The 21,682-nt window shown below is 65.6% G+C and carries 20 protein-coding genes; 2 read left to right on the forward strand and 18 right to left on the reverse strand.

The annotated features are described in order from the left end of the window. Positions 1-226: 226 nt before the first annotated feature. From AC5RUQ_RS10520 to AC5RUQ_RS10555, 8 genes are all read right to left on the reverse strand, one after another. Entirely contained in the window at positions 227-1,117 is an 891-nt protein-coding gene (locus AC5RUQ_RS10520; protein WP_493947694.1) for a GNAT family N-acetyltransferase, read from the reverse strand. Further along, on the reverse strand, positions 1,080-2,246 hold the full coding sequence (gene ispG / locus AC5RUQ_RS10525; protein ID WP_104042819.1) for a flavodoxin-dependent (E)-4-hydroxy-3-methylbut-2-enyl-diphosphate synthase: 1,167 nt from the start codon (positions 2,244-2,246) through the stop codon (positions 1,080-1,082). The genes AC5RUQ_RS10520 and ispG overlap by 38 nt, the downstream gene beginning before the upstream one ends. Positions 2,247-2,280: 34 nt before the next feature. Next, the gene (locus AC5RUQ_RS10530; protein WP_461174468.1) at positions 2,281-2,574 is read right to left on the reverse strand and encodes a YciI family protein; all 294 of its coding nucleotides are present in this window, start codon (positions 2,572-2,574) and stop codon (positions 2,281-2,283) included. A gap of 92 nt (positions 2,575-2,666) precedes the next feature. Further along, the gene (locus AC5RUQ_RS10535) at positions 2,667-3,176 is read right to left on the reverse strand and encodes a hypothetical protein (RefSeq protein ID WP_493947280.1); all 510 of its coding nucleotides are present in this window, start codon (positions 3,174-3,176) and stop codon (positions 2,667-2,669) included. Beyond that, positions 3,173-3,853 carry a MarR family transcriptional regulator gene (locus AC5RUQ_RS10540; protein WP_493947281.1) on the reverse strand — a complete coding sequence of 227 codons (681 nt, stop codon included), beginning with the start codon at positions 3,851-3,853 and terminating at the stop codon, positions 3,173-3,175. Before AC5RUQ_RS10540 ends, AC5RUQ_RS10535 begins: the two co-directional genes overlap by 4 nt. Positions 3,854-4,017: 164 nt before the next feature. Then, positions 4,018-5,349: a M50 family metallopeptidase gene (locus tag AC5RUQ_RS10545; RefSeq protein ID WP_493947282.1), complete on the reverse strand. Its 1,332-nt coding sequence runs from the start codon at positions 5,347-5,349 to the stop codon at positions 4,018-4,020. Between the two features lie 18 nt (positions 5,350-5,367). Beyond that, a complete protein-coding gene (dxr, locus tag AC5RUQ_RS10550; protein WP_493947283.1) occupies positions 5,368-6,552 on the reverse strand; it encodes a 1-deoxy-D-xylulose-5-phosphate reductoisomerase in 1,185 nt (394 codons plus the stop codon). Positions 6,553-6,608: 56 nt separating this feature from the next. Further along, complete coding sequence (locus tag AC5RUQ_RS10555) at positions 6,609-7,352, reverse strand: TSUP family transporter (RefSeq protein ID WP_493947284.1); 744 nt, start codon at positions 7,350-7,352, stop codon at positions 6,609-6,611. Positions 7,353-7,402: 50 nt separating this feature from the next. Here AC5RUQ_RS10555 and AC5RUQ_RS10560 point away from each other — a divergent pair, with 50 nt between their 5' ends. Next, positions 7,403-8,872, forward strand: a complete 1,470-nt coding sequence (locus tag AC5RUQ_RS10560) for a lipase maturation factor family protein (RefSeq protein WP_493947285.1) — start codon at positions 7,403-7,405, stop codon at positions 8,870-8,872. Here AC5RUQ_RS10560 and AC5RUQ_RS10565 read toward each other — a convergent pair. From AC5RUQ_RS10565 to AC5RUQ_RS10595, 7 genes are read right to left on the reverse strand one after another with little or no spacing between them, the layout of a single operon-like run. Then, on the reverse strand, positions 8,869-9,708 hold the full coding sequence (locus AC5RUQ_RS10565; protein ID WP_493947286.1) for an HpcH/HpaI aldolase/citrate lyase family protein: 840 nt from the start codon (positions 9,706-9,708) through the stop codon (positions 8,869-8,871). The genes AC5RUQ_RS10560 and AC5RUQ_RS10565 overlap by 4 nt on opposite strands. Then, a complete protein-coding gene (locus tag AC5RUQ_RS10570) occupies positions 9,705-10,235 on the reverse strand; it encodes a MaoC family dehydratase (protein ID WP_493947287.1) in 531 nt (176 codons plus the stop codon). Before AC5RUQ_RS10570 ends, AC5RUQ_RS10565 begins: the two co-directional genes overlap by 4 nt. Positions 10,236-10,267: 32 nt before the next feature. After that, the gene (locus AC5RUQ_RS10575) at positions 10,268-11,032 is read right to left on the reverse strand and encodes a CoA transferase subunit B (protein ID WP_493947288.1); all 765 of its coding nucleotides are present in this window, start codon (positions 11,030-11,032) and stop codon (positions 10,268-10,270) included. A gap of 2 nt (positions 11,033-11,034) precedes the next feature. Then, positions 11,035-11,841: a CoA transferase subunit A gene (locus tag AC5RUQ_RS10580; RefSeq protein WP_493947289.1), complete on the reverse strand. Its 807-nt coding sequence runs from the start codon at positions 11,839-11,841 to the stop codon at positions 11,035-11,037. Positions 11,842-11,875: 34 nt separating this feature from the next. After that, positions 11,876-13,039: an acyl-CoA dehydrogenase family protein gene (locus AC5RUQ_RS10585; RefSeq protein WP_493947290.1), complete on the reverse strand. Its 1,164-nt coding sequence runs from the start codon at positions 13,037-13,039 to the stop codon at positions 11,876-11,878. 2 nt (positions 13,040-13,041) lie between these two features. Then, positions 13,042-15,360 (reverse strand): acetyl/propionyl/methylcrotonyl-CoA carboxylase subunit alpha, encoded by a 2,319-nt coding sequence (locus AC5RUQ_RS10590; protein WP_493947291.1) that lies wholly within the window; start codon positions 15,358-15,360, stop codon positions 13,042-13,044. A 7-nt stretch (positions 15,361-15,367) separates the two neighbouring features. Continuing rightward, complete coding sequence (locus AC5RUQ_RS10595) at positions 15,368-16,975, reverse strand: carboxyl transferase domain-containing protein (protein WP_493947292.1); 1,608 nt, start codon at positions 16,973-16,975, stop codon at positions 15,368-15,370. Between the two features lie 142 nt (positions 16,976-17,117). Between AC5RUQ_RS10595 and AC5RUQ_RS10600 the strand changes: the two genes are divergently transcribed. Beyond that, positions 17,118-17,909 carry an SACE_7040 family transcriptional regulator gene (locus AC5RUQ_RS10600; RefSeq protein ID WP_493947293.1) on the forward strand — a complete coding sequence of 264 codons (792 nt, stop codon included), beginning with the start codon at positions 17,118-17,120 and terminating at the stop codon, positions 17,907-17,909. 74 nt (positions 17,910-17,983) lie between these two features. Here the strand turns inward: AC5RUQ_RS10600 and AC5RUQ_RS10605 are convergent, their stop codons facing one another. Genes AC5RUQ_RS10605 through pdhA form a run of 3 tightly spaced genes read right to left on the reverse strand, consistent with a single transcriptional unit; the run spans position 17,984 to position 21,527 of the window. Beyond that, a complete protein-coding gene (locus tag AC5RUQ_RS10605; protein ID WP_493947294.1) occupies positions 17,984-19,408 on the reverse strand; it encodes a dihydrolipoamide acetyltransferase family protein in 1,425 nt (474 codons plus the stop codon). Further along, complete coding sequence (locus AC5RUQ_RS10610; protein ID WP_493947295.1) at positions 19,405-20,415, reverse strand: alpha-ketoacid dehydrogenase subunit beta; 1,011 nt, start codon at positions 20,413-20,415, stop codon at positions 19,405-19,407. The genes AC5RUQ_RS10605 and AC5RUQ_RS10610 overlap by 4 nt, the downstream gene beginning before the upstream one ends. Beyond that, entirely contained in the window at positions 20,415-21,527 is a 1,113-nt protein-coding gene (gene pdhA, locus AC5RUQ_RS10615; protein ID WP_493947696.1) for a pyruvate dehydrogenase (acetyl-transferring) E1 component subunit alpha, read from the reverse strand. Before pdhA ends, AC5RUQ_RS10610 begins: the two co-directional genes overlap by 1 nt. Positions 21,528-21,682 lie beyond the last annotated feature (155 nt).

A 21,682-nucleotide genomic window follows, 5' to 3' on the forward strand; every position in this document is an offset into this window, starting at 1 on the left:
CGGCAAGCGCAGTAGAGCCACGCCCGGGAATACAAAGCCCCTGGCCCCCCAGAGGGCTGGTCATCGCATCCGGGCGTGGCTCAACGCCGTTATCGCCTAAGTACTGGTGAGGACTGGTGAGACCGCCCACGCCACTCCAGCGCAGCTAGATCGAACCTAAGTGATGACAACCACAGTTGACAAGTAGTTTCAGAGAGAGAGGTCTTGATTACGGACATCCTGCGCCCTAGAACAGCACCGTAGCGAACGTTCCAACCTGCCGGAAACCAACCCGCTCGTACGTTGCCCGCGCCCGCACGTTGAAACCGTTGACGTAGAGGCTGGTGATGGGTGCGATCTTTCTGGCCTGCTCCACTACTGCGGCCATGTATCCGGAACTGAGGCCCTGCCCGCGATAGAGCGGGTTCATCCAGACGCCCTGGACCTGGGTGACCTCGGACGTGACGGCGCCCAGTTCCGCCTTGAACACAACGTCGCCGGTTTTGTTCACGTGCGCCAGGGAATGGCCTTGGCGAATCAGTCCTTCCACGCGCCGGCTATAGAACTCCCGCCCACCCAGGAAGGGGGAATAGCCCACTTCCTCTTCGAACATGGCGGCGCAGGCTGGAAGGATGCGGTCAAAGTCGGCGAGGTTTCCCGGTTCCAGACCCGGGTTGGAGGCGACCAGCGGTGGGCCCTCGATGGTCATGAGTGGTTGCTCGTCCCGTACTTCGTGCGCCCGATGGCCCAGCTCCACCAACTCCGCGTGAAGTGCCAACACCGCCGGGGCCGGTCCGAACGCGGAGGCATAACGCCGTCCGGAGGCGTTGGCCGCTTCCGCAACTGCACCGGCCAATGCAGGATCAAGCTGGACCGGCACCAGGTTGGCTCCCGCCCAGCACGCACCCACCAGGATGCCGTCGTCGAACACTCCGATGACGCCGGCCCCGCCACTGGTAGGCGCGGCGGTGCCGACAGCCCGCAGATGAGCGAGGATGAAGACGTTTGTTACCGGATCGCGCTGTGCAAGCAGCCTCAGCGCGTCCGTATCCGTCCCGTCCAGGGTGCGGACGAAAATCCCCGGCGGGTCGGGGACGTCCTTACGAGACGCTAACCACGGGGCTACCCTTGACAGCATCTTCGCCATCGGCCTCCCCCATCTCTTCCGCGATACGCATGGCCTCTTCGATCAGTGTCTCAACAATTTGACTCTCAGGGACAGTCTTGATGACTTCACCCTTCACAAAGATCTGGCCCTTGCCGTTGCCGGAAGCAACGCCAAGATCCGCCTCGCGGGCCTCGCCCGGGCCGTTCACCACGCAGCCCATGACTGCCACGCGCAGCGGAATCTCCATTCCTTCCAGGCCTGCAGTCACCTGTTCGGCGAGGGTGTAAACGTCCACCTGGGCACGGCCGCAGGACGGGCAGGAGACAATTTCAAGCTTGCGGGGGCGCAGGTTCAGGGACTGGAGAATCTGGTTGCCCACCTTGATTTCCTCTACCGGCGGGGCCGAGAGGGAAACGCGGATGGTGTCGCCGATACCCCGGGACAGGAGGGCACCGAAGGCGGTGGCGGACTTGATGGTTCCCTGGAAGGCCGGGCCGGCCTCGGTCACGCCGAGGTGCAGCGGCCAGTCGCCTTTTTCTGCCAGCATCTCGTACGCGGCCACCATAATCACGGGGTCGTTGTGCTTGACGGAAATCTTGAAGTCGTGGAAGCCGTGCTCCTCAAACAGGGAAGCCTCCCAGACAGCGGACTCCACCAGCGCTTCCGGCGTTGCCTTGCCGTACTTCTTTAGGATGCCGGGCTCCAGCGAGCCTGCGTTCACGCCGATGCGGATTGAGGTTCCGTGGTCCCTGGCGGCAGCCGCGATTTCCTTGACCTGGTCGTCGAACTTCCGGATGTTGCCCGGGTTCACGCGCACTGCGGCGCAACCGGCTTCGATGGCCGCAAAGACGTACTTGGGCTGGAAGTGGATGTCCGCGATGACCGGGATCTGGGACTTTTTGGCGATAATCGGCAAGGCTTCGGCGTCATCCGCCGAGGGGCAGGCGACGCGCACAATATCGCAGCCGGAGGCAGTGAGTTCAGCAATCTGCTGCAAGGTGGCGTTGATGTCCGTGGTGGGCGTGGTGGTCATGGACTGCACGCTGATGGGGAAGTCTGAGCCCACCCCCACGGAACCAACCTTGATCTGGCGGGTCTTGCGGCGGGGGGCGAGGACGGGCGGCGGTGCTGACGGCATTCCCAGGCTGACCGAGGTCACGTGGACTCCTAGAGTTGAAAGTGTGTTGAAGAGGCTACGCGGTGAGGCCGGCGAGCACGCCGATGATGGGTGACCACTCCGTGATGCGGGTCCCGGCGATGACTCCGGCGGCGGCAAAGGGATCCTGCTTGAGGATCGAGTTGAGGGCGGCCTCGTCTGCTGTCTTGAAGATCAGCAGCGCTCCGGCACCGTCACCGTATGGTCCGCTGGCCAGGACGGCCCCGTCCTGTGCAAGGCCCGCGAGCCATTCGCGGTGCGCTGGCCGGGCCTCGTTTCGGGCTTCGGTGGAATCGGCGGCGTAAACGTACTCAACGGCAAAAACAGTCATACCGCTACCCTATCGCCCTGCCTGCCCTTGCACCCATCCGGGCAGGCCTGGCAGCTGTTTTGGCGGGGCGGCAGGGCCCGCCCCACCTGTTCCTACGAGAGGAACAGTACTTTGACCACTGCTGCCGTTCCGGCCGCCCACAGCATGGAGGTCAAGGTTCCGATGATGAAGCGTTCGGCTGCCACGGGGGTTTCCTTCAGCTCCGCGAACCTGCCCAGGCCCTTGATGGCAACGATGTAGGCGATGGCCACCGGCTGGCCGGTGAGGATGGCCAGGCACACGCCGAGCCGTTCCAGGACGCCAATGATGGCCCCGCCACGCAGGATGCGCTGGGTGGGAGCCGGGAGTGAAGCGGAATCAGCCGACGACGGCGCGTCCGCCGCCGCGGTCAGCTCACCGTCCACGTTCTGGGTTTCGGCGTGCGGCCCGTCCACAGTGACGTCAGCGGAGGGGTCCTCGGCTGCTCTCCTGGCTTCTTCCGCAGCCTTGGCAGCATCTGCTTTGTCGTCGATGGTCCGGGCGAGACGGAACACAAGGGCGGTCACCGGCCAACCGGCGAAGCCCGCCACAAGCAGGGCGGCAACGATCCAAAGCGCGGTCACCTGACTCCTTCATTTTCGGAACGGACAATCTGGGAATGGGCGTAGTCCAGGAGCATTGCGGCTGCCGGCCTGGCTGCCCATTCTTCCTGCCAGCCGGACCGAAGGACTGCCCGGCTCACCGACTGCTCCGTAATTTCCAGATCGTGGGCAACGAGCTTCTGGCTGCCGTGCCTGCCCTCGCCGCCCTGGGATGCACGCAACCGGTCCACCACCCGCCACTGCGCCTGGGTGCGTTGCTGTACCAGCCTCCCGATGAGGCGAAGCACTGCCTGGGCATTTGCACTGGATACGGCACCTTCCCTGGCTTGGGGCGGGACTTCCCTGCCACGGCCCATGGTGCCTGACACCACTGACAGCGGAACCTGGCCGGCCGCGCTCTTGGCAAGTTCCACGGCTTTGCGCGCCGCTATGAAGCCGCTTCCGGACCCTTCCCTGGGGCTCCCCCCCGGAGCCAGCTGCACGGAACCGATGCCAATTCCCACGTACCAATTCCCGCTCCGGAGCGCGTGCAGGGCGATGTCCACCACCTCCGCGGCATGCTCCACTACGCCCTGGAGCTCGTCGCCAACGGAGCGTTCAAACGGCGCCGGGGTGAGTCCCCGCAACGCTGAGATTAGCTCAGGGACCCGGTCCACGTCGGAGGAGCTGCCCCGCTGGTCGATGGTAAGTACGTACATGCCACAACCCTAGACAGCTGATCGAGGATCATCAACCATAAACAGCTGATTATCAAATATCAGCCATAAATGGCTAAGAGGGCGTCGCCGAATCCCAACTTCCGCCGCGTTGAGCGGGGAGGGTGTGGCCTGCTCCAGTGGCCCGCCCTGACAAACCCGAAAGGTCAGCCGAAGAGATTCACCGGCTTCACGATGTCGGCGTAGATGAGGAGCGCGCTCATGCCCATCAGCAGGGCTGCCACCACGTAGGTCACCGGGAGCAGCTTGGCGATGTCGAAGGCTCCCGGGTCCGGCTTGCCGAACAGTCTGGCCAGCTGGCGCCGGGCGCCTTCGTAGAGGGCACCCGCAACATGGCCGCCGTCCAGCGGCAACAGCGGGATCAGGTTGAAGACCGCAAGGGCGAAGTTCAGCCCGGCAAGGAGCCCAAACAGCGTGGCTACGCGCGATTGGACGGGAATTTCCTCCATCGCGGCCACTTCTCCTGCCACCCGGCCCACACCCACCACGCTGATGGGGCCATTGGGATCGCGTGGCTCCTCACTGAAGGCGGCTTTCGCCACGCCCACCACGCGTGCCGGCAGGTTGAACACCACTCCTGCCACCTGCCGGATGTTCTCCCCGGCCATGGGCAGAACGGACGACGCCGGCTGGGGCACCAGTTCCGTCTGCGCACCAATGCCCAGGAAGCCGACGTCCTGGTAGAGGAGGGTGCCGGCGTCATTTGTTGCCTGCCGCCCGTCCGCCCCGATGATGGGACGGGCCGACAGCACGGGAGTAACCGTGGTGGATACCGGGGCGCCGTCCCGCTCCACGGTGATGGCGACCTCGCGGCCGGCAGAAGTCCGGATCCACTCCGTGAGCTGCTCCCAGCTGGTCACGGCTTTCCCGTCGAAGGAGGTGACGGTGTCGTTAGGTTTGAGGCCGGCCGCCGCGGCGGGCGTGAGCTGGCAGTCGGCTGAATCCGGATCCACTGTTTCGCCGGCCGCCACCTGGCACTTGGAGACGTCGGAGATAGTGGTGGTGGCCGTGGCCATGCCAAAGCCCATCAGCAGGACAGCCGTCAGCACGACGCCCAGGAACATGTTCATGGCTGGCCCGCCCAGCATAACGATGATCTTTTTCCAGACCGGAAGCCGATAGAACACGCGGTTCTCATCGCCTGGGCCCACCTCTTCGTGGGCCACGGACCGTGCTTCCGTGGCCAGGGTCTGGAACATTCCGGTGCTGGAGGGGCGGACCGATCCGTCCTCCTTGTTGGGCGGGTACATCCCGATCATGGATACGTAGCCACCCAGCGGGATGGCTTTCACACCGTACTCGGTCTCGCCTTTCCGCCGTGACCAGAGCGTGGGGCCGAAGCCGATCATGTACTTGGTGACGCGGACCTTGAAGAGCTTGGCGGGCAGGAGGTGGCCCACTTCGTGGAGCGCTATGGAGGCAGCGATGCCGATCGCCACAAAGACGACACCGAGGACAAAGAGGAGAACGGGGGTCATGGGGGTGCTTGCTGCTTCCTAGAGGCTGCTGACTGCTAAACGTTCATTGGCGCGCGCGCGTGCCCAGCTTTCAGCATCCAGTACGGATTCCACTGTCAGCCCGGAAGAGCCTGGATGTTCGCTGAGAACTGCGGCGACCGTGTCCACGATGTCGGTGAACCTGATCCGGCCGGCATGGAAGGCGGTCACGGCTTCCTCGTTGGCGGCGTTGAACACGGCGGGGAACGTGCTGCCTTGTTTGGCGGCATCCTTGGCAAGATCAACGGCCGGGAAGGACGTTACATCCAACGGCTCAAAAGTCCAGGTGGCCGCCTGGGTCCAATCGCAGGCAGCGGCGGCCTTGGGCACCCTGTCAGGCCAGCCCATCCCCAGTGCGATGGGCAGGCGCATGTCCGGCGGGGATGCCTGCGCAATGATGGACCCATCGACGAACTGGACCATGGAGTGCACCACGGACTGGGGATGGACCACGACGTCGATCCGGTCCAGCGGCACGTCGAACAGCAGGTGCGCCTCGATGACTTCCAGTCCCTTGTTCACAAGGGTGGCCGAGTTGGTGGTCACCATGACGCCCATGTCCCAGGTGGGGTGGGCCAGCGCCTCCTGCGGAGTAACATCGTGGAGTTCCTCGCGGGTCCTGCCGCGGAAAGGCCCGCCCGAGGCGGTGAGGATAAGTTTTTCCACCTCGGCCGCTGACCCCGAACGCAGGCACTGGGCAATGGCCGAGTGTTCAGAGTCCACCGGGACGATCTGGCCTTCCCGGGCTGCCGCCTTCACCAGGGAGCCGCCCACAATAAGGGATTCCTTGTTGGCCAGGGCCAGGGTAGCGCCTGACTTGAGGGCAGCCAGCGTGGGTGCGAGGCCGATTGAACCTGTGATTCCGTTGAGCACCACGTCAGCTTCGACCTCGGCGATGCTGGCGGACGCGTGCGGTCCGGCGATGATCTCCGGCCGGTAGCCCTGCTTGCCGGCTGCGGCGGCAACATCATCGATCAACACTGCCAGGCGGCGCGGGTCCCCGGCGGCAATGCCAACAACCGCTGCCCCGGTGTGCACGGCCTGGCGGGCGAGGAGCTCCGGGTTGCTTCCCCCGGCGCTGAGCGCCACCACCTCGAAAAGGTGCGGGGCGCCGTCGACGACGTCAATTGCTTGGGTGCCGATGGAGCCGGTGGAGCCGAGGAGGGCGATCTTGCGTGGCTGCATTGCTTAAGTATCGCGCACCCAACTGCCCCGGGCATGCGGCCGGAACCTGCGGTCGATCAGGCAGCTGCCAGTTCCACCAGGCCCTTGGCCAGGGTTGCCACCGCACCAAGGTAGGCGATGGCGGTAACGATGCGCCGGGCCGAAGCCGGATGCATCCGGCCGGACAACAGGTCGCCGGCCACGATTCCAGTGATCATGGCCCCAAGAATGGCCAGCCACTGCCAGCCCTCCAGGCCGGGCACATGCCCGCCTGACAGTACGTACTTACTGATGAGGGAGGTAAACCCAGTGGTGATGAAGTACGGCTGAAGAGTGGCGCTGAAGCTTTTCTGCTCCCACCGGGTGGCGATGGCATAGGCCGTGATGGCTGGACCGCCAACTCCCGCGGCGGCGTTCATCAGGCCGCTGGAAAATCCCAGGGACACCATCGGAACCGGCCCGCTGGCACGCCACGAACTCCTGGTCAACCGCTGGGACGCCAGCAGGGCGATGATGAGCAGGACGCCGATGCAGATCTCCAGCGGGGCTTCCGGCACGTTGCTCGCCAGCCAGGCACCGGGCAGCACACCGGCCAACGCCGCGAGCGCCAGCCCGAAGTACTTCCGCCAGGCTACATGCCTCCAGACCCTGGAAAGGATCAGGAGGGATGAGGTGGCACCGCAGAGGTTGATGATCATCACGCCGTCGAACGGGCCCAGCAGCACCACCAGCACGGGGGAAACCAAAAGGCCGAAGCCGAGGCCTGCGATCCGCTGGGCCAACGCACCTGCCACAACGGCGATCAGCACCAGGACAAACATCCCTCGATCCTAGTGGCAGCCGCGCCAACGGCGGGCGTAACGTGGACTGCGTGGACTGGCTCTCCTGGTTTGACGCGCCGGACTACGAGTTCGCCCGGCAGGTGCTGCAGCGAGGCGTGGCAGCACTGTTTCTCGTTGCGTTCCTGTCCTCACTGAACCAGTTCCCCGCGTTGCTGGGTGAGCGCGGACTCCTGCCGGTGCCGGAGTATCTTTCCGGCTTCAGCCGTCTGCGCCGGCCCACCCTTTTCCGGTGGCGGTATTCAGACCGGTTGCTGCGCTGGGTCTGCGCGGCAGGACTGCTGGTCTCGGCGCTGCTTGTGGCCGGCATCCCCCAGCAGGGGCCACCGTGGGTTCCGCTGATTGCCTTCCTCAGCCTGTGGCTGCTGTACATGTCCATCGTGAACGTCGGCCAGACGTTCTACGGCTTCGGCTGGGAGATGCTGCTCCTTGAGGCAGGCTTCACGGTTGCCTTCCTCGGTTCAGACCAGACCGACCCTCCGCGCACCATCCTGATCCTGATCGTGTGGCTGGTGTTCCGGCTGGAATTCGGCGCCGGAATGATCAAGATCCGCGGCGGCCGGGAGTGGCGCGACCTGACGGCTCTCTACTACCACCACGAGACACAGCCCATGCCGGGACCCCTGAGCCGGCAGGCGCACCTGCTGCCCAAACCCCTTCATAAGGTGGAAGTGCTCGGCAACCACTTCGCCCAGCTGGTGGTGCCCTTCTTCCTGTTCGCCCCCCAGCCCGTTGCAAGCGTGGCAGCGGCGATCGTCATCCTGACGCAGTTGTGGCTTGTGGCCAGCGGCAACTTCGCCTGGCTGAACTGGATTGCCATTGTGCTGGCGTTCGCAGCAGTCAGCGACCCGGTGGCGCACACCGTCCTGCCGGCGATCCCGCTGGACTGGCACGGCGGGGCCGGCGTGGAAAGGGAGACTCCCCTGTGGTGGCTTGTCATTACCTTGGCAGTCACCCTGCTGCTGGTTGTCCTCAGTTACTGGCCATTGCGCAACCTGTTCTCCCGCCGGCAGCTGATGAACGCCAGCTTCAACCGCTGGCAGCTGGTCAACACCTATGGCGCGTTCGGTTCAGTGACCAAGAAGCGCATCGAGATCGTGGTGGAAGGGACGCTCGACGACGATCCGGACAGCTCCTCCGAGTGGCGGGAGTACGGCTTCAAGGGCAAGCCCGGCGACCTCCGCCGGATGCCGCGCCAGTGGGCGCCCTATCATCTCCGGCTGGACTGGCTGATGTGGTTCCTGCCGCTGCGGACCGTCCATGAGGAGTGGTTTTACGCCTTCCTCGGCAAACTGCTGGAGGCGGACCGCCAGATTCTGCGGCTCCTCCGCCATGACCCTTTCGACGGCGCGCCGCCGCATTGGGTGCGGGTGCGCAGCTACCTCTACCGGTTTGCGACGCGCCAGGAGTTCCGGGAGACCGGGGACCGCTGGGTGCGGACGCTGCTCCACGAACCGATTCCACCTGTCTCGCTACGGCGGTCCAGCGGGCGGAAAGGCTAGACGTGGTCCCCTGCGCGCCGGATGACGGCCTCGGCGTGCTTGAGGATGGGACCGTCAATCATCTGCCCCTTGTGCTGGAAGACGCCCTGCCCCGCCGCCACGGCGGCCTGCAGCAGCTCTGCTGCCGCCGAGGCTTCCGCTTCCGACGGCGCATAAGCACCCCGCACTACTGCTGCCTGGCTGGGATGGATGCAGGCTTTGGAGCTGAAGCCGGACGCGACGGCGTCCGCCGCTTCCGCTGCCAGGCCCGTCAGGTCAGGAATGTTGGTATAGACGGCGTCCACCGCTTCCTTGCCGAAGGCACGCGCGGCCAGGAGGACGGAGGACCGGGCGTGGAGCGCCGCGGCCCGGTAAGCGCCGTCGTCGTTCCTGCTGGAGGTCCCGCCCAGTGAAGCCAGCAGGTCCTCGGCTCCCCACATCAGGGCCACAACATTGGGGGCGGCGGCGATGGAGGGGGCGTTGAGGACGCCCATTGCCGTTTCACACAGTGCGATCACCTGGTAGCCGGACAGGGCCTCCAGCTGCTCCGCACTCTCGGCTTTCGCGAGCATCACTGTCTTGTACGGGGTGTGAACCAGGCAGTGGAGGTCCTTTTCGAATTCGTCGGTCCCGGCGGGGTTGACCCGAATGATGGTCCTGCTGGGGTCCAGCTCGGGCTCCTCACCGGTGGTCCCCACCTGGGCGAGGATGGCACCGCGGGCGCGCTGTTTGTCGGCGGGCGCCACGGCGTCCTCAAGGTCCAGGATGACGGCGTCGGCGCGGGTGGCTGCCTTCTGGTACCGCTCCGGCCGGTCCGCAGGGCAAAAAAGCAGGGCAGGGCCCATCACAAAGGTCATACCGGTATTGTCCCTTCTCCCGCGCCCGGCTGCAGCGTGTGCGCCTCCCGCGTCCACATCAGGCAGCTGCGCTTCGCGACCGCCACAACCGTGCCGTCCTGGTTACGGCCCGTGTGCTCCATCGTCACGATTCCCTGGCCCGGCCGGGAGCTTGAGAGCCGCTTCCCGCTGATGACCGTCTCCGTGTAGAGGGTGTCGCCGTGGTACAGGGGGTGCGGAAAGGAGACGTCGGTCAGGCCCAGTTGGGCGATGATGGTGCCCTGGGTGAGCTGGGAAACGGATTGGCCCACCATGGTGGCCAAGGTGAACATGGAGTTCACCAGCCGCTGGCCAAAGGGCTGCCCGGCACTCCAGGCAGCGTCGAGGTGCAGGGCCTGGGTGTTCATGGTGAGGGTGGTGAACAGGACGTTGTCCGCTTCCGTGACGGTGCGGCCGGGACGGTGGGCATACAGCACACCCTCCTCCAGCTCATCGAAGTACAGTCCGCGCTGCTCGACAACGCGCTGCTCTCCACTCGTTGAACCCATGCTTGAGCCTGCCGAAACCCCGTGGTTCCCGGTCATACAGTCAGTTCCCGGTCTTCCTCAAAAAGCTCCGCGCCGGTGGCGGCCGCCACGTCCTCGACCGAAACGTTCGGCGCCAGCTCCCGCAGCACCAGCCGTGACCCGGAATCATCGGCTACGACGTCGATGACGGCAAGGTCCGTGATGATGCGGTCCACGCAGCCCTTGCCGGTCAGCGGCAGGGAGCACTGCTGGACGATCTTCGGGTTGCCGTTGCGGTCCACGTGCTCCATCATCACGATGACCTTCTTGGCACCGAACACCAGGTCCATGGCACCGCCCATGCCCTTGACCATCTTGCCCGGGATCATCCAGTTGGCGAGGTCACCGTTGGCGGCCACTTCCATGGCACCCAGGACGGCGACGTCCACATGGCCGCCCCGGATCATCCCGAAGGAGGAAGCAGAGTCGAAGAATGCGGCGCCCTTGTTGACCGTGACAGTTTCCTTGCCCGCGTTGATCAGGTCAGGATCAACAGCATCCTCCGCCGGATAAGGGCCGACGCCGAGGATCCCGTTTTCCGAGTGGAGCACCACTTCGACGCCCTCGGGGATGTAGTTAGGAATAAGGGTTGGCATGCCGATTCCCAGGTTGACGTACTGGCCGTTGCTGAGCTCCTGCGCAACGCGTGCGGCGAGCTCATTCCTGGTCCAGCCCTTGGGTCCGGCGCCGTCCGCGGATACCCCGTGCTGCTGGGCTGCGCGGCGGTACTCGGGCCGGACGCCTTCCGGGCGGGGAGCGTAGGGGCTGTTGGGATCCATGGCTATGCTCCTGCCTGCTGGTTGCCGGGAAGATGTCCGGGCGCTTCCTGTCCGGAGCGGACCAGCGCCACCGTCCGTTTCTCAATGCGTTTCTCCCCGTTGGGGGCCAGTACCACCCGCTGGACGAAGATCCCAGGGGTATGGATGTGTTCCGGGTCCAGCTCGCCCGGCTCCACGAGTTCCTCCACTTCGGCGATGGTGATCCGTCCGGCCATGGCGCACAGCGGGTTGAAGTTCATCGCGGTGGCATGGAAGACGAGGTTTCCGTGGCGATCGCCCTTCCACGCGTGGACCAGCCCGAAGTCCGGAGTCAAAGCCTCCTCGAGCACGTAGTCAACCCCGGCAAAGGAGCGCACCTCCTTCGGGGCGGACGCGACGGCGATGCCGCCCTCGGCGTCGTACTTCTGGGGCAGGCCGCCTTCGGACACCTGGGTGCCGACACCGGCTTTGGTGTAGAAGGCCGGGATGCCGGCGCCGCCTGCCCGGAGTTTCTCGGCCAGGGTTCCCTGCGGCGTGAGGACTACCTCGAGCTCACCGGCCAGGTACTGGCGGGCGAACTCCTTGTTTTCGCCAACATAAGAGCTGATGGTGCGCCTGATCCGCCCATCGCGGAGCAGAATGCCCAGGCCCCAGTCGTCCACGCCGCAGTTGTTGCTCACAGTTTCCAGCTCCGAAGTGCCGGCCCGGTGCAGGGCGTCAATGAGGGACACCGGAATGCCGCACAGACCGAAACCGCCCACGGCGAGAGAGGCGCCGTCCGGGATGTCCGCCACTGCTTCCTCGGCGGTGGCAACAACCTTGTCAATCATCGGTGATCCTTTCAGGCGGCTACTGTCCCAGATACTACAGACCCAGTTCGCGGGCGATAAGCATCAGCTGGACCTCCGTGGTGCCCTCCCCCACTTCAAGGATCTTGGAGTCGCGGTAGTGGCGCGCCACGGTGAACTCGTTGATGAAGCCATAGCCGCCGAACACCTGGGTGGCATCCCGCGCATTGTCCATGGCCGCCTCGCCTGCGACCATCTTAGCGATGGCCGCCTGGGTCTTGAACGGCCTTCCGGCGAGCATGCGGGAGGCCGCATCGTAGTAGGCCAAGCGGGCGGTATGGGCCCGGGCTTCCATCCGCGCAATCTTGAAGGAGATCGCCTGGTACTTGCCGATCTGGTTTCCGAAGGCGCTGCGTTCCTTGGCGTATTTGACCGACAGGTCCACGCAGCCCTGGGCCGCACCGGTGGCCAGCGCTGCAATGGCGATGCGGCCCTCATCCAGAATGGACAGGAAGTTGGCGTAGCCGCGGCCCTCCGCTCCCAACAGGTTTGCTTCCGGGACGCGCACGTCCTTCAGCGTCAGCGGGTGGGTATCCGACGCGTTCCAGCCCACCTTGTTGTAGGGCTTTTCCGCCTTGAAGCCGGGGGTGTCCGTGGGCACCAGGATGGTGGAGATGTCCTTCTGGACGCTGCCGTCCGCGCGTTCCTTCTGGCCGGTGACGGCGGTGACGGTGACCAGTCGGGTGATGTCCGTACCGGAGTTGGTGATGAACTCCTTGTTGCCGTTGACCACCCAGTTCCCACCCTCACGCCGGGCGTGGGTCTTGGTGCCGCCCGCGTCCGATCCTGCTTCCGGCTCCGTCAGGCCGAAGCCGGCGAGCGCCTCGCCGGTTGCCAGCATGGGCAACCACTCCTGCTTCTGCTCCTCGGTGCCGAAGCGGTAGACCGGCATGGCGCCCAGGGAGACACCCGCCTCCAGGGTGATCGCGACGGACTGGTCCACCCGGCCCAGCTGCTCCAGTGCGAGGGCAAGGGCGAAGTAGTCGCCGCCCATCCCGCCGAACTCCTCGGGGAAGGGCAGGCCAAACAGCCCCATCTCCGCCATCTGCTTCACTACCTCGTACGGGAAGCTGTGCTCCTCGTCGTGCTTGGCCGAGACCGGGGCGACGACGTTGTCCGCGAAGTCCCGGACGGTGTCGCTGAGGTCCTGGTATTCCTCGCTGAGTTCAAAACCTGTCATGTCTAGGCTCCTTTGCCCTGGGGTGAATCGGTGCTTGCAGTGTTGACGCTGCCGTCGGGGCCGCCGCCACTGTGGGCGGCGGTTCGGGGCGGACTGTCGTTGGAAACATTGGTGGGATGCGGATGAATCGTGGCCAGGACCTGGCCGACTTTCACCAGGTCTCCCGGCCGGGCGTTGAGGTGGACCGTCCCGTCCAGGGGGGCCGGCAACTGGTGCTCCATCTTCATCGCCTCCACCGAAACCAGCACCTGCCCGGCCGTGACAGTGTCACCGTCGCTGACCGGAACGGATACCACCGTTCCCGGCATCGGCGAGCGCACCGCCGGATCCGCGGCGTCCTCCTCCCGGTGGATGGCTGCAAGGACCCGCTCAAGCCGCGCCTCCCGGTTCAATACCTCGAGCCGGCAGGACCAGCCCTCATTGCCCAGGAACAGTTCGGCAGGTACCCCAACGACCGGGGAATCACGCGTCGGGACCACCGGGCCGCGGAACACCGGTGCGATGGCGTACGTCGTGGCCCGGCCGTCGAGGGTCAGCACAGCCTGCCGGCGGGACAGGAACTCGAGCCGCGCCGGACGCGAGGGGCCCTTGTCTACGGCCACAAGGAACGTTCCGTCGGAGGCAGTGCCGCCAGCCGCGGAGCCGCTGATGCGCACCAATGCCACCCCGCCGTCGGGAGTCCCCACATTGATGCGGCGGGGTGCCGCTGCTCCCAGCCGCCAACCATTGCGCGCGTGCCAGGGTCCGGTCGGCAGGGGTGTGTTGGTCTGTTCCTCCGCGGAAAGACTGAAGAGTGCTGCCGCTACCAGTTCAGCCTTGGCGACCTGGCGGAACGCAAGATCCGGAAGAGTGCGTTCGATCAGGCCGGTATCGAGCCGGCCGGCGCGGACGTCGGGATCGTTGATCAGCAGCCGCAAATACTCCACGTTGGTTTCCAGTCCCAGCGCCGTATACCCGGCGAGCGCGCCGTCGAGGGTAGCCAGGGCAGCCGCGCGGTCCTCTCCCCAGGCGATGACCTTGGACATCATGGGGTCGTAGCTGGACGAGAGCACCAGCCCTTCCACCAGGGACGAGTCCACCCGCACTGTCCCGTGGGCGGCGGATACCAACGACCGTGCCGGCGTGCCCGGCACGGCGGGCCGGCCGGGCAGTTCGTCCAGCAGGAGCACTGTCCCCGTGGACGGAAGGAAGTTCTTTTCGGGCACCTCGGCATAGACCCGCGCCTCCACGGCATGGCCCGTAAGTTCGACGTCGGCCTGCCGGACGGTGAGTTCCTCGCCGGCGGCGATCCGCACCTGCCATTCGACGAGGTCGATGCCGGTCACCATTTCCGTCACGGGGTGCTCCACCTGCAGCCTGGTGTTCATCTCCATGAAGTAGAACTCCTCCGGCGAATCATCGGAGACGAGGAACTCCACTGTTCCGGCGCCGCTGTAATTCACGCTGCGGGCGGCGTTACAGGCGGCCTCGCCGATGCGGGCGCGGATCGCACCACCCTCCGCCAGTGATTCGAGCAGCGGCGATGGTGCCTCTTCGATGACCTTTTGGTGGCGCCGCTGCAGCGAGCATTCACGCTCGCCGAGGTGGATGACGTTGCCGTGGTTGTCCGCAAGCACCTGCACCTCGATGTGCCGCGGGGTGGACACCAGGCGTTCCAGGAACAGTGTGTCGTCGCCGAAGGCGCTCGCCGCCACCCGCCGGGCCGTGGCCAGCGTAGTCTCGAGGTCCTCCGGCCTTTCCACCACATGCATGCCCTTGCCGCCGCCACCCGCGGAAGGTTTGATCAGGAGCGGAAAGCCAACGGCGGCGGCGGCTTGTACCAGCTGCCCGTCGCTCATTCCCGGTTGCGCTACCCCGGGCACCACGGGGACGCCGTAACCGGCCACGTGGTTCTTGGACCGGATCTTGTCCCCCATCATGTCCAGGGCCTCTACTCCGGGGCCGATGAAGGTGACGCCCGCCTGGTCCAGGGCACGGGCAAAGTCCACGTTTTCGCTCAGGAAGCCGTAGCCCGGGTGCACGGCTTCGGCTCCGGTCTTGCGGCACGCCTCAAGGATGGCCTCAATCTTGAGGTAGCTCTCCGTAGCAGCGGCGGGGCCGATACGCACTGCTGTGTCTGCTTCGCGCACGTGCCGGGCGCCGGCGTCGGCATCGCTGTAAACGGCGACGGAGCGGATGCCCAGGGCGCGGAGGGTGCGGATGACGCGGCAGGCGATCTCGCCGCGGTTGGCCACCAGGACTGTGCTGAACAGGGGCTGGTGCCCTGGGGCTGCGGCGGCAGCCGTCTCCTGCCGGGTGGCGGGCGATAGGGGAAGGGTCATTGCGGGCTCACATCCTGAAGAGGCCGAAGGAGGTTTCCGGCAGCGGCGTGCGGGACACCACGTCCAGCGCCAGGCCAAGGACAGTGCGGGTGTCGGCGGGATCGATCACGCCGTCGTCCCACAGCCTGGCCGTGGAGTAGTAGGGGCTGCCCTGGTCCTCGTACTGCCGCCGGATGGGCGCCTTGAAGGCTTCCTCGTCCTCGGCTGACCACTCCTGCCCGGCTGCCTCGTACTGGTCACGCTTCACCGTGGCAAGGACGCTGGAGGCCTGGTTGCCGCCCATCACCGAAATCCGGGCGGCCGGCCACATCCACAGGAACCGCGGCGAATAGGCGCGGCCGCACATGGAATAGTTGCCGGCGCCGAAGGAGCCGCCGATCACCACTGTCAGCTTTGGTACCCGCGCCGTGGCCACGGCGGTGACCATTTTCGCGCCGTTCTTGGCGATACCGCCCTGCTCCGAGTCCCTGCCCACCATGAACCCGGAGATGTTCTGCAGGAATACCAGCGGAATGCCGCGCTGGTCGCAGAGCTCGATGAAGTGGGCCCCTTTGAGGGAAGACTCGCTGAACAGCACACCGTTGTTGGCCACGATACCTACCGGGTGCCCGTGCAGCCTGGCGAAGCCCGTCACCAGGGTGGTGCCGTACTCCTTCTTGAATTCGTGGAACCGGCTGCCGTCCACCAGCCTGGCGATCACTTCGTGGACGTCGTAGGGGGCATTGACATCAGTGGGTACCGCCCCGTAGACCTCCGCCGGGTCTGCGGCCGGTTCGACGGCGGGTTCCACCTCCCATGCCGGCGGCGCCGGGGGTGGCAGCGTAGCCACGATGTCCCGGATGATCTGCAGGGCATGTTCGTCATTTTCGGCGAGGTGGTCGGTCACGCCGGAGATCCTTGAGTGCACCTCCCCGCCACCGAGCTCTTCCGGGCTGACGATCTCTCCGATCGCGGCCTTCACGAGCGGCGGCCCGCCAAGGAAGATCGTTCCCTGGTTCCGGACGATAACGGTTTCATCGCTCATGGCCGGAACATAAGCGCCACCCGCGGTACAGGACCCCATAACCGAGGCGATCTGGGGGATCTTGGCGGCCGAGAGCCTGGCCTGGTTATAGAAGATTCGGCCGAAGTGGTCCCTGTCCGGAAAGACCTCATCCTGCTTGGGCAGGAATGCTCCGCCGGAGTCCACCAGGTAGATACAGGGCAGCCGGTTCTCAAGGGCAACCTCCTGGGCCCGCAGGTGCTTCTTCACCGTCATCGGATAGTACGTTCCGCCCTTGACCGTGGCGTCGTTGGAGATCACCAGCACGTGGCGGCCGTGAACCAGCCCGATCCCGGCAATGACGCCGGCGCCGGGTGCTTCGTCGTTGTACATGCCATTGGCGGCCAGCGGTGCAATCTCAAGGAACGGGCTGCCGTCATCCAGCAGCTGGTCAATGCGCTCGCGGGGCAGGAGTTTGCCCCTGGCCATGTGGCGTTCCCTTGATTTTTCCGGTCCGCCCAGCGCGGCGTCGGCCAGCCTTTTCCGCAGCTCGTCGGCGAGCGACAGCTGGGCGGTACGGTTCGAGGCAAAAGCCTCGGCTGTAGCGTCGAGCCGGGTGGCAAGGGTCTCCATTGACGGTCCGTTCCTGTTCCGATCCGAGCCGCCAAAAGCCAACTCGGTTAGCGCCCAATAACTGAAAATCAGGTTAGTCTGTATTAACTGTGAAGTCCAACACATACCGCCCTGGCTAGGTCTGCGGGTGCGAGGAGGAATTGTGGCCAGCACTAACGCCACGCGGACGGCCGGGCGCGGCTCCCCGCTTGAGCACGCCACCGCGGCGGAACCCGCTCCCCCTGCGCCCCGGGTCCCGGCCTCCCAGCGCAGCTCATCAACCCAAGGCGGTTCTTCAACCCAGCGCAGCTCATCAACCCAACGCGGTTCTTCAACCCAGCGCAGCTCATCAACCCAACGAGGCCAGGCGAAGGAGAACCGGCGGCAGGCCCTGCTGTCTGCCGCGGCTTCGCTCTTCGCCGTCAACGGGTTCAACCGTGTGTCCCTCGAGGACCTCGGAGCGGCGGCAGGAGTAAGCGGCCCGGCTGTCTACCGTCATTTTCCCGGGAAGCAGGCGGTCCTCGCCGACCTCCTGGTGACCGTAAGCCAGGAACTCCTCGACGGCGGCCGCGAGGTGGTGGCCCGCAATCCCGATCCTGCATCCGCCCTGCGTTGCCTGGTGGAGTTCCAGGTGGACTTCGCCCTGGGCAAGCCTGACGTTATCCGGGTACAGGACCGGGATTTCAACAACCTGTCCGAAGCGGACCAGGCGGCTGTGCGGACCCTGCAGCTGAGTTATGTCGAGGCCTGGGTGGATGTCCTTGCAAGGCTGCATCCGGACACGGAGATCACGGAGCTCCGGATGCGCGCACATGCCACGTTCGGGCTCATCAATTCGACACCCCACTCGGTGCGCAGCCACGGCCGGAAGATGGCCGCTCAATCCGCCCGTCCCCTGCTCGAGAGCATGGCCCTGGCCGCGCTGCTGGTGGACGCCCCTGAAGCCTCCCCCTAGTGCTCGGGTTTTTGTCCAGATATGCAGGGATAAACCGTTCGGAACCCTGCATACCTGGACAAAAACTCCCTGGGTTAGACCATTGTGAGGACCATACCGGGTTCCGCGAGGATGGCGCCCACGTCCGCAAGGAAGCGTGACCCCTGCTCCCCGTCCACCAGGCGATGGTCAAAGGACAGGCTCAGCGTGAGCACCTGGCGCAGGGCTACCTCGCCCTGGTACTCCCACGGCATGTTCCGCACGGCCCCCAGCGCAAGGATCGCGGCCTCCCCCGGGTTGAGGATGGGGGTGCCGGCATCGATCCCGAAGACGCCGATGTTGGTGATCGAGATGGTTCCCCCGGACAGGTCGGCCGGCGTGGTCTTGCCGGAGCGGGCTGTCTCGGTGAGTTGGGCCAGCGCCTCGGCGAGCTGCAGCAGGGACAGCGAGTCTGCGTCCTTGATGTTGGGAACGGTCAGTCCCCGTGGTGTTGCAGCGGCGATGCCCAGGTTTACGTAGTTGAACGTCACGATCTCCTGGTTCACCTCGTCCCAGCGCGAGTTGAGGGCCGGGTTCCGCCGCAGGGCGATGAGCACAGCTTTTGCCGCCAAGGTGAGCGGGGTCAGCTTGTGCCCGCTGAATTCGCGGTTGCCCTTCAGCTTGGCCAGCAGCTCCATGGCCGGAGTGACATCCACGGTCAGGAACTCGGTGACATGCGGTGCTGTGAAGGCGCTCGCCACCATGGCGGCCGCCGTGAACTTCCGCACGCCCTTGATGGGCATCCGGGTTTCCCGCTCCCCCTGACGGGCCTGAACCCCGGCCGGCGCTGCTTCAGGTGCTGCGCCGCCGGAACGGCCATCGAGAAAGTGTTGGACGTCCTCACGGGTGATCAGGCCCTCCGGCCCCGTCCCTGCCACCAGGGCCAGATCTACACCCAGGTCCTTGGCGAGCTTACGCACGGGCGGAGTGGACCGCGGGCGCGTTTCGGCAGGCTCGACCCCCGGGGTCCGGGCCTCGACGGGCGTGGCCACGACAGGCTTCGTTTCGACGGGCTCAGCCACCGGGAAACGGGGTGCACGGGAGTCAACCACCGCACGGAGGTTGCGGAGGCGCCGCGCCGGCCGGGCGGAACTTTCGACGACGGCGCCGTACCCCACCAGGTTAGGTTGCCTCTCGGCCTCCTGCGCCGCCTGCGCCCCCGGTCCCGGCGCCGGGGCTGCCGGGAACGAAGCAGGGGCGCCCGGCCCTGGCGAGGGGGTCGCGGCGTCGTCCGATACTTCGAACGAAACGATGGGCTTGCCCACCTCCACGATGGTGCCGGGCTGTTCGTGAAGTTCCCGGATGACCCCTGCGAAAGGGGACGGGAGCTCCACCACGGCCTTGGCGGTTTCCACCTCGGCGATCACCTGGTTGAGGCTGACGGTATCCCCTACCCCAACCTTCCAGCTGAGGATTTCCGATTCAGTAAGCCCTTCGCCCAGGTCCGGGAGCCGGAATTCCTTGATCATGGTGGCGCTCATCCTTCCAGCCCGCTGAGGGAGTTCGGCCGGCCGAGGGCACGGTCCACGCCGTCAAGGATGCGGTCCAGGCCCGGCAGGTGGTGCATTTCAAGCTTGGAGTACGGATACGGGATGTCGAAGCCGGTCACCCGGACAGGGGCCGCCTCGAGGTAGTAGAAGCACCGCTCGGTGATGCTGGCCGCCACCTCCGCGCCGATTCCTCCGGACTGGCCGGCCTCGTGCGTCACCACCAGGCGGCCGGTCTTGCGGACCGAGGCCACGACGGTCTCGTAGTCCACTGGTGCCAGCGAGCGCAGGTCGATGACCTCGATGGAAATCCCTTCGTCTTCGGCTGCCAGGGCAGCGTCCCGGGCGGTCTTGACCAGGGGGCCGTAAGCCACCAAAGTGACATCGGTGCCTTCGGCCAGAACCCTCGCCTGACCCATGGGCACTGCGGAGAGCGGATCAAGGGACTCGTCTACCTCGCCCTTGTCGTGATAGCGGCGCTTAGGCTCGAAGTACAGGACAGGATCGTCGCAGGAAATGGCCTGCTGGATCACGGTATGGGCGTCCTGCGGGTTCGAGACTGTCACCACGCGCAGGCCGGAGGTGTGGGTGAAGTAGGCTTCCGGGGATTCCGAATGGTGCTCCGGTGAACCGATGCCGCCGCCGAACGGGACCCTGATGGTAATGGGCATTCTAACCGCCCCGCGTGTCCGGTAGTGGAGCTTGGCCACCTGGCTGACGATCTGGTCGAACGCCGGGTAGATAAAACCGTCGAACTGGATCTCCACAACGGGCCGGTAGCCGCGGTAAGCCAGTCCCACGGCCGTCCCCACGATTGCTGACTCTGCCAGTGGCGTGTCCACCACCCGGTGCTTGCCAAAGTCCTTCTGAAGGCCGTCCGTAATCCTGAAGACGCCACCCAGTGCACCGATGTCCTCGCCCAGGAGGACTACCTTGGGATCGTTCTCCAGGGACTTGCGAAGGCCGGCGTTTATTGCGCGGGCAAAGGTCATCTGGGTCATCAGCGTGCACCTTCTTCTGATACGGCTTCCGCGGGATCACCGAAGGAGGCCAGGTAACGGGCGTAATGGTCCTGCTGCCGGTCCAGCCACGAGTTGGGGGTGCTGTAGACGTGTTTGAAGACGTCCATCGGCTGCGGCTCCGGCATGGTGGTGCAGCCCGTGCGCATGTCCCGGGCTACGGCGTCGGCCTTGTCCTTGACCTGTTGTTTCAGCGCTGCCGTCAGCAGCCCCTTGCGGTCCAGGAGTGCCTCCACCCGGCTGATCGGATCCTTCGCTGCCCAGTCCTCCAGTTCGTTGGCGTCCCTGTAACGTGTGGGGTCATCGGCCGTGGTGTGCGGACCCATCCGGTAACTGACGGCCTCGATAAACGTGGGACCCCCGCCGCGCCGGGCCCGGTCCAGGGCCACCCTCGTTGCGGCCATCACGGCAAGGACGTCGTTGCCGTCAACCCGGAGGCTCGGGATGCCGAACCCGGCCGCCCTGTCTGCCAGTTGGATGTGCGATTGAAGCCGCACCGGTTCGGAAATAGCCCAGTGGTTGTTGGTGCAGAAGAACACCACCGGCACCTGGAAGCTTGCGGCAAAGACCATTGCCTCGTTGACATCACCCTCGCTGGTGGCTCCGTCGCCGAAGTACGTCACCGCCACGGAATCGGCGCCGTCGTTTTGGATGCCCATGGCATAACCGGTGGCATGCAGGGTCTGGGCTCCGATAATGATCTGTGGCGTGGCCATATTGATGGAGTACGGGTCCCAACCGGAGGAGGCGTTCCCGCGCCACACCCGGACGATGTCCGTCAGGTCCACTCCCCTGCAGTACGCAACACCGTTCTCGCGGTAGCTTGAGAACACAAAGTCGTCCGTACGGAGGGACCGGCCGGAGCCGACCTGGGCTGCTTCCTGCCCCAGCAGGGGCGGCCACAATGCGAGCTCACCCTGCCTCTGCAGGGCCGTGGCTTCGACGTCGATACGCCGGATGACGGTCATGTCCTCGAACAGCGCGCACAGCTGCTCGTCCGTGATGTCCTGTACCCAGGGGTCGAATTCGGGGTGGCTCACCCGTTCCCCCGACGGAGTAATCAGCTGGACGAGGCCTTTGCCCTGTCCGTGGATGTCCGCCTTGGCAGCAGCACTATGGGCACCTGTATTAGGGGCACCTGTGCCGTCCTGGCCCGTTTCGTCTGTAGACACGATAGCCGCACCTTCTTACGTCGTTGACCAGCGGCTCCGGGACTTGTGATCCCGCTGGCCGCCGGCCTGCCGGGCGC

Source organism: Arthrobacter sp. MDT2-3, from assembly GCF_059090465.1.